This window comes from Hydrogenophaga sp. L76 (genome assembly GCF_057654755.1).
The window spans coordinates 1,070,017-1,085,174 of the sequence record NZ_CM172807.1; the positions used below are offsets into that span (position 1 = coordinate 1,070,017).

The window sequence follows — 15,158 nt, forward strand, 5'->3', positions numbered from 1 at the left end:
CCGCAACCTCACATGCACACCTTTTCCGTCAGGTGATTGTGTGCCCATACAAGCAGCATCGAGCTTCACTTTGAACGAATGCACAAGAGAACAGCTCCTCACGTAAATACGCAACTAGACGCATATTTAAATCTACTAGCTACTTCATAGGTAATTTTCTCACTTATACTCTGCCTTCACTAGCCCTTAACCTCATATAAGAGTTCGAGTCCCACCGGGCAGGCCATTGAAAAGTCTCAAGAGGTCCCAGGAAGTTCCACATTGTCTCGCAATACATTGATTTCAATACGGTTTATTGAAATTTATGTCCCGCCAGATTCCGGATAGACCCGTTGCAGCTCGATCAAAACGGGGGAACCATCGGGGGAATAAAACCCGATTTTTGGCCACTTCGCCGAGTTGTTCCCCCAAAATGCTGACCGACATCGCCTGCAAATCCGCCGTGTGCCCGCCGAGCAAGGCGCGTGCCCAGATCCCTCACAAAGCCTCGCGGCAAACACCCTGAAGTGCACCAAAAACAAAACCACCCGAAGGTGGTTTTGTTTTGACATGTCCAGCGCCTGCGGCGCAGAGGCTGGAGGCCCTGCAGGGCCGCTTCGTCAGATCAGCGAATCACCGCCAAGGTGGTGCGGACACCGGCCTTGTAGGTCATCAGCGTCAGCGCGCCATTCTTGATGTCGCCCTTTTCGTCGAAAGCGATGTTGCCGGTCACACCCTTGTAATCCGTGGCCTTCAGGGCAGGCAGGTACTTGGCCGGATCGGACGAGTTGGCGGTGACCATGGCGTTGGCCATGACCTTCACAGCGTCGTACACGTAAGGGGCGTACACCTGAACGTCGGCACCGTACTTGGCCTTGAAGTCAGCACGGAATTTGTCCATGCCTTCTTTTTGTTCGCCTTCAACGCCACCGGCTTCCGCGCAGTAGACCTGGTCGTCGGCCATGCCGTCACCGGCCAGCTTGGGCAGCTCGCTGGAGCAAATGCCGTCGCCACCCATGAACTTGGCGTTGATGCCCAGCTGTTTCATCTGCTTGAGCATCGGGCCGGCCACGGCGTCCATGCCTCCGAAGAACACGACGTCGGGCTTCTTGGCCTTCAGCGTGGTCAGGATGGCATTGAAGTCGGTCGCCTTGTCGTTGGTGAATTCACGTCCCACAACGGTACCGCCTGCAGCGACCACGCCCTTTTCGAACTCGTCGGCCACGCCCTGGCCATAGGCCGTGCGGTCGTCGATCACGGCCACGTTCTTGGCCTTGAGGGTTTCCACAGCGTACTTGCCGAGCGTGCCACCGAGGTGCACGTCATCCGCCACCATGCGGAACACGCCAGCGTAGCCCTGACGGGTGTACTTGGGGTTGGTGGCCGAGGGGGAGATCTGGGGAATGCCAGCGTCGTTGTAGATCTGCGAGGCGGGAATCGTGGTGCCGGAGTTCAGGTGACCGATCACACCCGCCACTTTGGCGTCCACCAGCTTGGTGGCGGCGGCGGTACCCTGCTTCGGGTCCCCTGCATCATCTTCGGCCAACAGTTCGAATGTGGCGGGCTTGCCATCAATGGTCAGGCCGGCCGCGTTCAACTCCTCGATGGCCATCTTGGCACCGTTTTCGTTGTCCTTGCCAAGGTGGGCAATGCCGCCGCTGGTAGGACCAACGTGACCGATCTTGATGACCTGGGCTTCAGCAGTTGCAGGTGCAGCGGCAGGAGCGGCTGCAGGTGCTGCCTCTTCTTTTTTGCCACAAGCGGCCAGGGCGACAGCCGCAGCGATAACGGCCAGTTTCATGTTCAGTTGCATAGCTATCCTCAGATAAGGAACAAAGTTGGAATGCGGAGGGAACTTTTTTCTCCACATCCGTAAAGATACTCCAAAAATCCCGGTTGTTACATGCGCACCAATAGAACAGGGGCCGCTTCGAGGGTTTGCCCCGACCTGCATCACGTCAACGAATGGGGCATTAGCGAGGTCGCCGGATGGCGCGTGGATCAGGTGGCGCTGCCGGCCATCTTCAAATCGTGCCGCAAGGGCTCACATCCCGCGGTCTTGTATTGCTTCCAGCGTTCGCGTGCGCGCTGGCGATCAGCCTCGTCGAGCGTGACCACCTCAATCACCCGCTCAAACCGTTCAAACCCGGCGGGATATGCGTCGGTCAGGTTGAGGAGCACGTCTGCGGGGAAATCAGCGGGCGGCGCATGGCCGCTGGCAATGAGTATGGGAGAAGCCTTCAACAACAAGGCCGCACCGCTCTCGCGACAGTGCGGCACAAATTCACCCGCCGTCATGGTCCAGAGCGCCTGGTCAAGTGACGCACAGTCCCTGGACGAACCGAGCACCACCACACGCGCACCCTTGAGGTAGGCCTTTCGCAGAAGGCGGCAGGCATAACCCAGTTTGTCCGGTGCATTGAAGTGGAAGGCCACTTCGGTCATGCCGGACACCTCGATGGGTTGGCCCAGGTTGCAGGTGCATCCATACCGTCTGGCTATTTCTGGCGCGCAGCCTTGACCGGCGCCTTGGTCGCAACGCCCGCTTCGTTGATCAGGTATTGCAGCAACAGGGGCACGGGCCGACCGGTTGCGCCCTTGGCCGTGCCGCTTTTCCAGGCGGTCCCGGCGATGTCCAGGTGAGCCCAGGGCAGGTCGGCCGTGAACTTCTGCAGAAACTTTGCGGCAGTAATGGCTCCGCCTGCCCGACCAGCCACGTTGCCCATGTCGGCAAAGTTCGACTTCAGGCCTTCGGCGTACTCGTCGTCCAGTGGCATGCGCCAGCACAAATCCAGCGACTGGTCACCGGCCTGGCCGAGTGCTTGCGCGAGTTCTTCGCGCGCAGAAAAGAGACCCGAGCGCACGGCGCCCAGGGCGATCACGCAGGCACCGGTGAGCGTGGCGATGTCGATCACGCTGCGCGGCTTGAACCGCGCGGCGTAGGTCAACGCATCGCACAGGATGAGGCGTCCTTCGGCATCGGTGTTGAGCACTTCAATGGTCTGACCACTCATGCTGGTGACCACATCACCGGGCTTGACCGCCAGGCCATCCGGCATGTTCTCGCAGCTCGGAATCAGGCCCACCACGTTGATGGCGGGCTGCAGCTCGGCCAACGCGGCAAAGGTGCCCAGCACGCTGGCGGCCCCACCCATATCGAACTTCATTTCATCCATTTCAGCCGCAGGCTTGATGGAAATACCGCCGGTATCGAATGTGATGCCCTTGCCCACCAGCACCACCGGCGCGCTGGTCTTGGCAGCGCCGCTGTAATGCATGACGATGAAGCGCAAAGGCTCGGCCGATCCCTGGGCCACGGCCAGAAAAGCCCCCATGCCGAGCGCTGCAACCTCTTTCGGTCCCAGCACTTCGGTCTTCATACCGGGCTTGCGCCCGAGCTTGCGTGCGGCGTCCGCCAGCATGCTGGGGGTGGCGTGGTTGGCCGGGCGGTTGGCCCATTCCTTGGCCAATTCCACCCCGGTCACCTGAGCTTTGCCGGCGGCAAATTCGGCGCGCGCTGCTGTGGCATCGCTCACACCCAGGAAGACCTGGCTGATCGTCCGCGCCTTGGCCGAAGGCTTGGTGGTGGTGAAACAGTAGGTGGCGTCGGCGCAGGCCATCATGGCCACCCGCACGGCCAACGCATCCCGATCCAGCAGGCTCAACATCAAACCCAGTTTTTTCACACCAGGCTGCTTGAGCAGAGCCATGCCCGCGAGCACCGCCTTGCGCACCGCAGACACCGATCCGTCGCCTGAGCGAACCAGCACCAACCACGGCGCCTTGATATCCTGCGGGCGGTAGCAACTCAAGGCCTTGCCGGCACCCGGCTCCAGATCACCCCGGCGGGTGGCTTCGCGGATCAGGCTGAGCAGCGCGGCGTCGGCCGTGCCGGACACATCGGCCCCGTCGGGCACCAGAACCAGCAGGGCGTCCACGGGCAGCCTGGCTGCTTGCTGATGCGAAAGGGATTTGAGTTCAAAGTCCATAATTGAGGTTTCCTGGGTATCTTTTCGATGTTATTCCATTCTTCCCTACGCACCGAGCTGGCACGCAGTTTCGGGGCCACGCTGGTGGTCCTGCTCACCATCGTGCTGACGATGCTGCTGATCCGCACGCTGGGTCTGGCCTCCAAGGGCAGCGTCAACCCGGAAGAAATCATGCTCGTGCTGGGCTACACGGTGCTGGGCTACACACAGACCATCCTGACGCTGGCCTTGTTCATTTCGATCGTCTCCACGCTCTCGCGCATGTACCGCGACAGCGAAATGATCATCTGGTTTTCCAGCGGTCGCTCCCTCGCCGGGTTTCTGGGTCCGGTGATGCGCTTCTCCTGGCCGGTGTTGCTGGTGATCAGCCTCATGGTTTTTTTCATCTGGCCCTGGGCCAACCAGCAAACCGCCGATCTGCGTGACCGGTTTGCCAGCCGCGGCGATCTGCAGCGCATCGCGCCGGGGCAGTTCCAGGAGTCGTCCAGCGGACGCCGTGTGTTCTTCATTGACAAGGACACCGCCGACGGCACCGAAGGCCGGAACGTGTTCATCTCCAGCATCGAGCGCGACGGGACCGAAACCGTGACGACGGCGGCCTCGGGCAAGATCGAACAGATCGGCGAGCGCGCCTACCTGATGCTGCGCAAGGGCCAGCGCCTGGAGGCGGAAGTGTCGTCCGGTCGGATCAAGGTCAGCGAGTTCGAAGAATATGGTGCACTGATTGGCGCCACGGCTGCCCAGACCGGCGGCGGCCAGGCCCTCAAGGCGCGCAGCACCTGGTCCCTGATGAGCGAACCCAGTGCCGCCAACCTGGGCGAACTGGGGTGGCGCATCGGCATCATCCTGACAGCGCTCAACCTGGTGCTGCTGGCCGTGGCCACCACGGTCAGCAATCCGCGCGCCGGACGCAGCGGCAACCTGATGTTTACCCTGTTTGCGTTCATCCTGTACTTCAACTTTCTCAACATTGGTCAGCGCTGGGTGGGGTCGGGCCAACTGTCCCTGTCCTCGCTGCTGCTGTTGCACGGCAGTGTCTTTGTGCTGTGTGTGGTGTGGCTGATCAAACGCCAGCGCAACTTCAGCCTGAGAGGCTGGCTGCAACTGCGCCTGCGAACCGAGACTGCTGAACAGATCGGGAAAGCGGCATGAAAACGATCAGACGGCTCATCTATGGGGAGATCCTGCTCGCCACCGGCTTTGTGCTGCTGGCGTTTCTCTCGCTGTTCTTTTTCTTTGATTTCGTCGAAGAGCTCTCGTCGCTGGGCAAACCGTCCCGGCTGGAGCCGGACGTGATTTACGAAGTCCGGCACGCGCTGCTCTATGTGGCGCTGCTGATGCCCAGCCGCGTGTACGAGCTGCTGCCGATCTCAGTGCTCATCGGAACGATCGCGGTGCTGGCCCGACTGGCGCAAAGTTCGGAGTACACGATCCTGCGCACCAGCGGCCTGGGACCCTGGAAGGCCTTGCGTACCCTGTTGGGCCTGGGCCTGATCTTCGTCTTCGCGACCTTTGCCGTGGGCGACTATGTCGCCCCACTGGCCGACAAGACCGCCCAGTTGCTCAAAGCCCGGTACCAGGGCCGCATCAGCCTGGGGCACACCGGCGCCTGGCTCAAGGAACGCCAGCTCTACAGCAACTTCTCGGTGAACGTGGGCTCGTTGTCCCCCCAGGGTGAACTGGGCGAGGTGCGCATCTTCGAGTTCGACAACCAGGGGCTGCTCGTGTCGACACTGGAAGCCGGGCGCGGCCAGATCGAACCCGATGAATCGTGGACGCTGCACCAGGTGTCGCGCCGCGAGTTCGACACCGCGGGCCAGATGTCGGCACGCATCCTGCGCAGCGATCTGGAGACCTTCCGCTGGCCCAGCACCATCACTGCCGAAATGGTGTCGGTCGCGCTGCTCAAGCCGGAGCGCATGCGAACCACCGACCTGTACGCCTACATCCAGCACCTGGAGAGCAACGGTCAGACCGCACAGCGTTACGAGATCGAGTTCTGGCGCAAGGTGTTCTACCCCTTGAGCTGTCTGGTGATGGTGGTGCTGGCGTTGCCCTTTGCCTACCTGCATTTTCGCTCGGGCGGGATCACCGGCTATGTGTTCGGAGGGGTCATGATCGGGATCAGCTTCTTCCTGCTCAACAACGTGTTCGGCTACATCGGCAACCTCAACCAGTGGCAACCCTGGTTCGCTGCGGCTTCCCCCTCGATCATTTACTCGCTGGTATCGCTCGGTGCGTTCGGCTGGCTGGTTTTAAGGCGTTGACGTTATGCGTGGTGTGATTGTTTTTGCCCACGGCTCGCGCGACCCCTTGTGGCGCCTGCCGGTGGAAGCGGTGGCGGCTCAGATCGCCCTGACCGATCCGTCCGCCCCCGTGGCCTGCGCTTATCTTGAACTTTCGGAGCCCGATCTGCCGACGGCCGCCGAACGCCTGGTTGCGGCGGGAGCCACCCACATCCGCGTGCTCCCGCTGTTTTTTGGCATGGGAAAACACGCCCGTGAAGACCTGCCGCAGTTGATGATCGACCTGGCCACGCAACACCCTGACGTGCGGTTCGAACAACTGGCGGCGGCTGGGGAAGACCCTCGTCTTACCGCCCTGCTGGCCCGGATCGCGCTGGAAAACCACCCATGAACCTGCACCAGTTCCGGTTTGTCCAGGAAGCGGTGCGCCGCAACCTGAACCTGACCGAGGCCGCCAAGGCGCTGCACACGTCGCAACCCGGTGTTTCCAAGGCCATCATCGAACTGGAAGACGAACTCGGCATCGAGATTTTTGCCCGCCACGGCAAGCGCATCAAACGCGTCACCGAACCCGGCGTGCAGGTGCTCAAGAGCATCGAAATCATCCTGCGCGAGGTCAACAACCTCAAGCGCATCGGTGAACAGTATTCGGCCCAGGACAGCGGCACTCTGTCGATCGCCACCACACATACACAGGCGCGCTATGTGCTGCCCGATTCGGTGGCCAAGCTGCGCAAGGCCTACCCCAAGGTCGGGATCAGCCTGCACCAGGGCTCGCCCGACCAGGTGGCCAAGATGCTGCTGGAAGAAGTGGCCGAGATTGGCGTGGCGACCGAGTCGCTCGTGAACTACCCCGAGCTGGTCACCCTGCCCTGCTATGAATGGCAGCATGTGCTGGTGTTCCCGTTCGACCACCCTCTGGCGACGCAGGAGCGCATCACGCTCGAAGACCTGGCGCACCTGCCACTGATCACCTACCACCCCAGCTTCACCGGCCGCACCCGCATTGACCAGGCGTTTGCACTGCGCCATCTGCAGCCCGAGATCGTGCTCGAAGCGATCGACTCGGACGTGATCAAGACCTACGTCAAGCTCGGCATGGGCGTGGGCATCGTGGCCGAAATGGCCGTGCAGGGTGAAAACCAGACGCCCGATCTGTCGTCCCGGCCCGCCGGACAACTGTTCGGTCACAACCTGGCGCGCGTGGCTTTCAAGCGCGGCACCTACCTGCGCCACTTCGTGTTGCGGTTCGCCGAACTGCTCAGCGACCGGCTCTCGCGCGACCTGATCCTGCGTGCCATGAACGGCACGCCGGACGACTATGAGCTCTGACGCCCCCCCGTTGCTTGCCCACTTCGTGTGGCCGCATCCCCCTCAAGGGGGCGGCGCTGGCGGCCCGGCAAAGCCGGTTCCGCAGCGCCTGCTGGTATGTCGCGCCGGCAGGCGGGTTTGGCAGGGCCTTGACCATTCCCCATGAATCCGATGACACAGCCTCACACCCCCGCCCTCACCTCCCGCCTGCCCAAAGTCGGCACGACCATCTTCACCGTCATGTCGGCGCTGGCGGCCGAGACGGGTGCGGTCAACCTGGGTCAGGGTTTCCCGGACTTCGACTGCGACCCGGAGCTGGTCAACGCCGTCACGCGCGCCATGCAGGCGGGCCACAACCAGTACCCGCCCATGCCCGGCGTGCCGGCGCTGCGCCAGGCCATGGCGGCCAAGATGTTGGCCCTGTATGGCCTCGCCTGTGATCCGAACACCGAGATCACCGTCACCGCTGGCGCCACGCAGGCGATCCTGACCGCCATCCTCGCCGTGGTGCACCCGGGCGACGAGGTGATCGTGCTCGAACCCTGCTACGACAGCTACGTGCCCAACATCGAGCTCGCCGGTGGCGTGGCCGTGCGCGTGCCGCTCACACCGGGCAGCTTCCGCCCCGACTTCGGCGCCATCGCCGCGGCCATCACGCCACGCACCCGCGCCATCATCGTCAACAGCCCGCACAACCCCAGCGGCCAGATCTGGAGCCAGGCCGACATGCTCCAGTTGCAGGACCTGCTGGCCCCCACCGACGTGCTGCTGATCAGCGACGAGGTCTACGAGCACATGGTGTTCGACGGTCAACAGCACCAGAGTGCGGCCCGTTTCCCGGGCCTGGCGGCGCGCGCCTTCATCATCAGCAGCTTCGGCAAGACCTACCACGTCACGGGCTGGAAAGTCGGCACGGTGGTGGCCCCCGCCGCCATGACGGCCGAGTTCCGCAAGGTGCACCAGTTCAATGTGTTCACCGTCAACACCCCCATGCAGCACGCGCTGGCGACCTACATGGCCGACCCGGCGCCGTACCTGGAGCTGTCGGCCTTCTACCAGCGCAAGCGCGACCTGTTCCGCGAGGGCCTGGCCGGCACCCGCTTCACGCTGTTACCGGGCCAGGGCACCTACTTCCAGTGTGTGGGCATCGGCGACCTGGCGGTGCCCGAGCGCGAGCTGCCCGAGGGTGACTTCTGCCAGTGGCTAACGCGCGAGATCGGCGTCGCGGCCATCCCGCTCTCCGCCTTCTACGGCAACGGCTTCGACCAGAAGGTGGTGCGCTTCTGCTTTGCGAAGAAGGACGACACCTTGCGCGAAGCGCTCAAGCGACTCGCGCGGCTCTGATCCGGAAAGCGGCGGTCCAGAGGCAACACCGATCAGCAGCGCACCGCGTTGCGACAGAAGCGGTCCAGTTCCCGCACCGTGCTGCGGGCAGTGACGGCCTGACGCGCCTTGGGGCCCACCTCCAGGCTGAGCTTCATGTCGTACTTCCTGAAGAAATCGTCGAACAGCTCGCCGCCCAGCGTGCCGGTGGCCGTCAGCGTGTCGGCCTTGGCGTCGTGCTCCAGCAGCACCGCGCACAGCGGCTGCTCCGCCGGCCCCCCCAACACCTGCGCGCCCCGCGCCGGGTCGTACTGGCTGTGGTCGGCGCAGCAATGGATCAAATCGTTGCCCTTGCTCGGCGTCTGCGGGTTGAGTGCGGCGCCCTTGCGGAAACTGATGAAGCTCAGGTCTCTGGTCGGATAAACCAGTTTGTGGGCGCAGATGGCGGAAAACGCCACCAGACTGCGCACCGGGCCGACGCCGCCCGGCCACCGGTAGGTCTTCTGGCCACGCGTGCGCAAGTTCGTGGGCATGGCCGGCTTGCCCAGGTCCAGCAGGAACACCGGCGTGGCTTCGAACGGGTAGTGAAACACGTAGTTGGTCTGCGCCTTCAGTGCGGAGGCCTTGAGCGGGTCGCCCAGCTCGTCCACCAGCAGCACCCGTCCGTAAGCGCGGGGTTCGGCGCTCGCCGCCCAGGCACCACTGGCCAACGAGGCCGACAACGCGGCAGTCCCCAGCGCACAACTTTCCACGAATTCGCGTCGATCCATGAACAGACCCCCATGAAACGCCCGGCCCCTGCCCGGGGCCAGCACGCCTTGCAGTGAAACGCATCCGGGAAGGTGCTGTCAAGTTTGTCCCTGGCACGGCATGGGCCAGGAATTCGACACCGAGAACGGATCAGCGCCCGGTCCGGGCGCATCGACTCAGGTGTTCAGTTGAGCCCAGGCTTTGTCCAGCCGCTTCACGCTCACCGGCTGTGGCGTGCGCAGTTCCTGGGCGAAAAAACTCACCCGCAGCTCTTCCAGCAGCCAGCGCAGCTCCTGCAGGCGTGCGTCCTGCACGCCCTTGCGCTCGGCCACCATGCGCCAGAAGCGCTGGTCCTGCGGGCGCAGCTCGGCCAGCTTGGCGGCGTCGCGCGCCGGGTCGGCGCGATGCTTGTCCAGCCGCAGCTGCACAGCCTTCAGGTAACGCGGAAAGTGCTGCAGCTGCGCATACGGCGTTGTCAGCAAAAAACGTTTGGGCACCAGGCGCTGCAGCTGCTGGCTGATGTCGGTCGCGACGTCGGCGGGCGGCCGGCTGTCCTTGAGCTTGCGAGCGGCGGCCGTGTATTCGGTGAGGATCAGGCCGGCGTTGCGCGCGATCTCGGATGAGATCAACGTCAGCCGGCCCCGGCCCTCGTCCACACGCTTCTTGAACGCGGCCTCGTCGGTGGGCAGCGGGTCGGCCAGGAAGGCCCGGTCCAGCGCCAGTTCGATGATCTGGTTGCGCAGCTCTTCCAGCGTGCCGCCACCCGACCCATTCTCCGCCTTGCCCACCTGCATGTAGGCCGTGGCCATGCTCATCAGGCCGGGCAGGTTTTTTTCCAGGTACTTCAGCGCGTCGCGGATCTGCAGCGCGAACAGGCGGCGCAGGCCTTCCCGGTGCCGCGCCATCGCGACCTCGGGTTCGTCGAACACTTCGATGCCGACCGCGTCGCCCAGGTCCATGAGTGCCGGAAAGCCGATCAGCGTCTGACCGCCCTTGCGGATCTCCATCAACTCGGGCAGTTCCCCGAAATCCCAGCTGGTGTGGCGCTGGGTGGCGCTGGCGGCAGGCGCTGCGGGCACTTCTGCCGGTACTCGGCGGGAGCCACCCGCGCTGGCAGGCGCAGGTGTGGCCTTGGGCTCAGGTGCCGCCGGGCGCAGGCTCTCAAGCTTCAAGGACGCCAGCGCCTGGAACGCCCCACGCGCCTGCCCGCCCAGCTCGGCCTTGAGCGCAGCCAGGCTGCGGCCCTGGCCCAACTGGCGCCCGTGTTCGTCCACCACGCGCAGGTGCATGAAGTGGTGGGCATTCAGCATGTCCACCTTGATGTCGTTGCGCGCGATGTCGAGCTGGGTCGCTTCGCGCACCAGTTTCAGCAACGCATCCATCAGGTTGCCGGCGCCGAACACCGCGGGCTCGGTGAGCGCGGTGGCGAAGCGCTCGGCCGTGGCGGGCAGCGGCACCAGGCGCGAGCGTGGGCGCTGGTGCAGGGTCTTCAGCAGCGCCAGCAGCTTCTCTTTCAGCATGCCGGGCACCAGCCAGTCGCAGCGGTCTTCGCTCACCTGGTTGAGCGCAAAGATCGGCACGGCGACGCTCAAACCATCGCGCGGGTCGCCCGGCTCGTGCAGGTAGGTGCAGGCGCAGTCCACTCCGCCCAGGCGCAGCGTCTTCGGGAAGGCTTGCGTGGTGATGCCGGCCGCTTCGTGGCGCATCAGCTCTTCTTTGGTCAGCAGCAGGAGCTTGGGGTTGAGTCGCTGCGCGTCTTTGTACCAGCGCTCGAAGCTGGCGCCGTTGCACACGTCGGCGGGCAGCTGCTGGTCGTAGAACGCGTAGATCAGCTCGTCGTCCACCAGCACATCCTGCCGGCGCGACTTGTGCTCCAGCTCCGCCACCTGCTTCACCAGCTTCTGGTTGGCGGCGAGGAACGGCAGGCGGGTTTCCCAGTCACCCGCAACCAGCGCCTCGCGGATGAAGATCTCGCGCGCGCCCGCCGGGTCCACCCGGCCGTAGTCGGTGCGGCGGTTGTGATAGACCACCAGGCCGTAGAGCGTGGCGCGCTCCAGCGCCGACACGCGTGCCGCCTTCTTTTCCCAGTGCGGGTCCAGCAGCTGCTTTTTCAGCAGGTGCGTGCCCACCTGTTCCAGCCAGGTCGGATCGATGTTGGCGATGCCGCGGCCAAACAGGCGGGTGGTCTCCACCAGCTCGGCACAGACGATCCAGCGCCCGGGCTTCTTGCTCAGGTTCGCGCCCGGGTGGCGGTAGAACTTGATGCCACGCGCGCCCAGGTACCAGTCTTCGGCTTCGTTCTTCTGGCCGATGTTGCCCAGCAGGCCCGAGAGCATGGCCAGGTGCAACTGCTCGTAGGAAGCGGGCTGGGTGTTGAGCTGCCACTTGTGTTCGGCCACCACCGTGTGCAGCTGGGTGTGGATGTCGCGCCATTCGCGCACCCGGCGCACGTTGATGAAGTTCTCGCGCAGCAGGTTTTCGTACTGGCGGTGGCTCAATTTATGGTCTTTGCCATGGCCGCCTTTCGTGTCGTCCAGCCACTTCCAGAGCTTGAGCGTGCCGCTGAACTCGCTCTTCTCGTCGTCGAACTTGGCGTGCGCCTGGTCGGCCTGGGTCTGCTTGTCCATGGGCCGGTCGCGCACGTCCTGCACCGAGAGCGCCGAGGCGATCACCATCACTTCGTCGAGCGCGCCACGCTGCTGCGCCTCCAGGATCATGCGGCCCACGCGGGGATCGAGCGGCAGGCGCGAGAGCGTCTGGCCGATGGGTGTGAGCTCGTTGGCTTCGTCCACCGCGCCCAGTTCGGAGAGCAGCTGGTAGCCGTCGACGATGGCGCGCTTTTGCGGCGCTTCGATGAAGGCGAAGTCCTCCACCGCGCCCAGGCGCAGCGCCTTCATGCGCAGGATCACACCCGCGAGCGAGCTGCGCAGGATCTCGGGGTCGGTGAAGGCCGGTCGGCCGTTGAAGCCGGCCTCGTCGTACAGCCGGATGCAGATGCCGTCGGCCACGCGGCCGCAGCGGCCGGCGCGCTGGTTGGCCGCCGCCCGGCTGATGGGCTCGACCATCAGCTGCTCGACCTTTTGCCGGAAGCTGTAGCGCTTGACGCGCGCCGTGCCGGCATCGATCACGTAGCGGATGCCCGGCACGGTGAGCGAGGTCTCGGCCACGTTGGTCGAGAGCACGATGCGCCGGCCGCTGTGGTCCTGGAAGATGCGGTCCTGCTCGGCCTGCGAGAGGCGCGCAAACAGCGGCAGCACCTCGGCGTTGCGCAGCGTGGGGATGTGGCTGAGGTGCTTGCGCAGGTGGTCGGCGGCCTCGCGGATTTCGCGCTCACCGGGCAGAAAGATCAGAATGTCGCCGCCCTGTGGTGTGCGCCACAACTCGTCCACGCCATCGGCGATCGCGTTGTTGAGGTCGTAGTCGCGGCTCTCTTCAAATGGCCGGTAGCGCACCTCCACCGGAAAGGTGCGGCCAGACACCTGGATGACCGGCGCTGGACCGCGTTGGGAGGCGAAGTACTGCGCAAACCGGTCCGCGTCGATGGTCGCCGATGTCACCACCACCTTCAGGTCGGGCCGGCGCGGCAGCAGCTGGCGCAGGTAGCCGAGCAGGAAGTCGATGTTCAGGCTGCGTTCGTGCGCCTCGTCGATGATGATGGTGTCGTAGGCGCGCAGATCCGGGTCGGTCTGCGTCTCGGCGAGCAGGATGCCGTCGGTCATGAGCTTGACCGAGGCGTCCTTGGAGAGCCGGTCCTGGAACCGCACCTTGAAGCCCACCACATCGCCCAGCGGCGTCTTCAGCTCCTCGGCAATGCGCTTGGCCACGCTGGAGGCCGCGATGCGCCGCGGCTGCGTGTGGCCGATCCATTGCGGGCGCTGGCCCGGTTTGGCGTTGAGCTTGCCGCGGCCCATCTGCAGCGCGATCTTGGGCAGTTGCGTGGTCTTGCCCGAGCCGGTTTCGCCGCAGACGATGACCACCTGGTGCTCACGCATGGCGGCCTCGATCTCGTCCCGGCGGGCGGAGACGGGCAGGGACTCGGGGAATTCAATGTGCAGCGGCGTGGAGGACAAGGGGGAACTTCAGTCAAAATCAGGCAACCGGCAATTATCCGCGCCCTGCCCAACGTCTGACCGCTCCGCTGCCCATGTCCAACGTCTTCAACTTCACCTTCGTGCCCTGGTTCCGCTCGGTCGCGCCTTACATCCACAAGCTGCGCGGCAGCACGGTGGTGGTGGGCGTTGCCGGGGAGGCCATCGCGGCCGGCAAGTTGCCGCTGATCGCGCAAGACCTCGCGCTGATCCAGAGCATGGGCGTGCAGATCGTGCTGGTGCACGGCTTTCGCCCGCAGGTGAACGAACAGCTCCAGGCCAAAGGCCACGAAGCAAAATACTCCCACGGCATGCGCATCACCGACTCGGTGGCGCTGGACTGCGCGCAGGAAGCCGCCGGCCAGCTGCGCTACGAAATCGAGGCCGCATTCAGCCAGGGCCTGCCCAACACGCCCATGGCCGGTGCGACCGTGCGCGTGATCTCGGGCAACTTCATCACCGCGCGCCCGGTGGGCCTGATCGACGGCGTGGACTTCATCCACTCCGGCCTGGTGCGCAAGGTGGACACCGAAGGCATCCAGCGCACGCTGGACATGGGCGCCATGGTGCTGCTCTCGCCCTTCGGTTTTTCACCCACGGGCGAGGCCTTCAACCTCACCATGGAAGACGTGGCCACCTCCATCGCCGTGGCGCTGCAGGCCGACAAGCTGATGTTCCTGACCGAGGTGCCGGGTATCCGCCTGGACGCGGCCGACCCGACCAGCGAGATCGACACCGAGCTGCCACTGGCCGACGCGAAAAAGATGCTCACCGCCCTGCCCTCGGCCGCCCAACCGACCGACACGGCCTTCTACCTGCAGCACTGCATCCGCGCCTGCGAAGGCGGCGTGGAACGCAGCCACATCCTGCCGTTCGCGGTGGACGGCGCGCTGCTGCTGGAGATCTACACCCACGACGGCATCGGCACCATGGTGGTGGACGAAAAGCTGGAGAGCGTGCGCGAGGCCACCATGGACGACGTGAGCGGCATCGTGGCGCTGATCGAGCCGTTCGAGAAAGACGGCACGCTGGTCAAGCGCGACCGCACCGAGATCGAACGCGACGCCGGCAACTACACCATCATCGAACACGACGGCGTGATCTTCGGCTGCGCTGCGCTCTACCCCTACCCCGAGGCCCGCACCGGCGAAATGGCGGCGCTCACCGTGCTGCCCGACACGCAGAGCCAGGGCGACGGCGAGCGCCTGCTCAAGCGCATCGAGACCCGTGCCAAGGCCCAGGGCCTTCAGAGCATCTTCGTGCTCACCACGCGCACCATGCACTGGTTCCTCAAGCGCGGGTTCGTGCAGGTCAACCCCGACTGGCTGCCCGAGGCGCGCAAGCGGAAATACAACTGGGACCGAAAAAGCCAGGTGCTCGTGAAAAAAATCGGCTGACCCTGTGTATGCGCGATCCCAACGGACAACGATCAAGCAACCCCTCCAGCATCTCAACCGACTGGAATGTTTGAT

General features: G+C 64.4%; 11 protein-coding genes. 6 read left to right on the forward strand and 5 right to left on the reverse strand.

The genetic code is table 11. The features are described from left to right. Window positions 1–604 precede the first annotated feature (604 nt). From AC23D4_RS05115 to AC23D4_RS05125, 3 genes are all read right to left on the reverse strand, one after another. A complete protein-coding gene (locus tag AC23D4_RS05115) occupies window positions 605–1,792 on the reverse strand; it encodes a branched-chain amino acid ABC transporter substrate-binding protein (RefSeq protein ID WP_472890268.1) in 1,188 nt (395 codons plus the stop codon). A 188-nt stretch (window positions 1,793–1,980) separates the two neighbouring features. Next, window positions 1,981–2,424, reverse strand: coding sequence for a DNA polymerase III subunit chi (locus AC23D4_RS05120; RefSeq protein WP_472890269.1), 444 nt, complete (start codon window positions 2,422–2,424; stop codon window positions 1,981–1,983). Between the two features lie 53 nt (window positions 2,425–2,477). Beyond that, entirely contained in the window at window positions 2,478–3,968 is a 1,491-nt protein-coding gene (locus tag AC23D4_RS05125; protein WP_472890270.1) for a leucyl aminopeptidase, read from the reverse strand. A 27-nt stretch (window positions 3,969–3,995) separates the two neighbouring features. Here AC23D4_RS05125 and lptF point away from each other — a divergent pair, with 27 nt between their 5' ends. From lptF to AC23D4_RS05150, 5 genes are all read left to right on the forward strand, one after another. Continuing rightward, a complete protein-coding gene (gene lptF, locus AC23D4_RS05130) occupies window positions 3,996–5,120 on the forward strand; it encodes an LPS export ABC transporter permease LptF (RefSeq protein WP_472890271.1) in 1,125 nt (374 codons plus the stop codon). Beyond that, window positions 5,117–6,235, forward strand: coding sequence for an LPS export ABC transporter permease LptG (lptG, locus tag AC23D4_RS05135; protein ID WP_472890272.1), 1,119 nt, complete (start codon window positions 5,117–5,119; stop codon window positions 6,233–6,235). The genes lptF and lptG overlap by 4 nt, the downstream gene beginning before the upstream one ends. A gap of 46 nt (window positions 6,236–6,281) precedes the next feature. Beyond that, a complete protein-coding gene (locus AC23D4_RS05140; protein ID WP_487623702.1) occupies window positions 6,282–6,605 on the forward strand; it encodes a sirohydrochlorin chelatase in 324 nt (107 codons plus the stop codon). Further along, window positions 6,602–7,546, forward strand: coding sequence for a CysB family HTH-type transcriptional regulator (locus AC23D4_RS05145; RefSeq protein WP_472890274.1), 945 nt, complete (start codon window positions 6,602–6,604; stop codon window positions 7,544–7,546). The genes AC23D4_RS05140 and AC23D4_RS05145 overlap by 4 nt, the downstream gene beginning before the upstream one ends. A 141-nt stretch (window positions 7,547–7,687) precedes the next feature. After that, window positions 7,688–8,869: a pyridoxal phosphate-dependent aminotransferase gene (locus AC23D4_RS05150; RefSeq protein ID WP_472890275.1), complete on the forward strand. Its 1,182-nt coding sequence runs from the start codon at window positions 7,688–7,690 to the stop codon at window positions 8,867–8,869. Window positions 8,870–8,901: 32 nt separating this feature from the next. Here the strand turns inward: AC23D4_RS05150 and AC23D4_RS05155 are convergent, their stop codons facing one another. Both AC23D4_RS05155 and hrpA read right to left on the reverse strand, forming a co-directional pair. Next, a complete protein-coding gene (locus AC23D4_RS05155) occupies window positions 8,902–9,618 on the reverse strand; it encodes a Rieske (2Fe-2S) protein (protein WP_472890276.1) in 717 nt (238 codons plus the stop codon). Between the two features lie 156 nt (window positions 9,619–9,774). Then, the gene (hrpA, locus tag AC23D4_RS05160) at window positions 9,775–13,668 is read right to left on the reverse strand and encodes an ATP-dependent RNA helicase HrpA (RefSeq protein WP_472890277.1); all 3,894 of its coding nucleotides are present in this window, start codon (window positions 13,666–13,668) and stop codon (window positions 9,775–9,777) included. Between the two features lie 74 nt (window positions 13,669–13,742). Between hrpA and argA the strand changes: the two genes are divergently transcribed. Further along, window positions 13,743–15,083 (forward strand): amino-acid N-acetyltransferase, encoded by a 1,341-nt coding sequence (gene argA, locus AC23D4_RS05165; protein ID WP_472890278.1) that lies wholly within the window; start codon window positions 13,743–13,745, stop codon window positions 15,081–15,083. Window positions 15,084–15,158: the final 75 nt, after the last annotated feature.

Bases quoted from the DNA above. Each gene is read 5' to 3' on its own strand.
- lptF (WP_472890271.1), top strand. From the start codon at position 3,996: ATGTTATTCCATTCTTCCCTACGCACCGAGCTGGCACGCAGTTTCGGG.
- AC23D4_RS05145 (WP_472890274.1), top strand. From the start codon at position 6,602: ATGAACCTGCACCAGTTCCGGTTTGTCCAGGAAGCGGTGCGCCGCAAC.
- lptG (WP_472890272.1), top strand. From the start codon at position 5,117: ATGAAAACGATCAGACGGCTCATCTATGGGGAGATCCTGCTCGCCACC.
- AC23D4_RS05150 (WP_472890275.1), top strand. From the start codon at position 7,688: ATGAATCCGATGACACAGCCTCACACCCCCGCCCTCACCTCCCGCCTG.
- AC23D4_RS05120 (WP_472890269.1), bottom strand. From the start codon at position 2,424: ATGACCGAAGTGGCCTTCCACTTCAATGCACCGGACAAACTGGGTTAT.
- argA (WP_472890278.1), top strand. From the start codon at position 13,743: ATGTCCAACGTCTTCAACTTCACCTTCGTGCCCTGGTTCCGCTCGGTC.
- AC23D4_RS05155 (WP_472890276.1), bottom strand. From the start codon at position 9,618: ATGGATCGACGCGAATTCGTGGAAAGTTGTGCGCTGGGGACTGCCGCG.
- AC23D4_RS05115 (WP_472890268.1), bottom strand. From the start codon at position 1,792: ATGCAACTGAACATGAAACTGGCCGTTATCGCTGCGGCTGTCGCCCTG.
- AC23D4_RS05125 (WP_472890270.1), bottom strand. From the start codon at position 3,968: ATGGACTTTGAACTCAAATCCCTTTCGCATCAGCAAGCAGCCAGGCTG.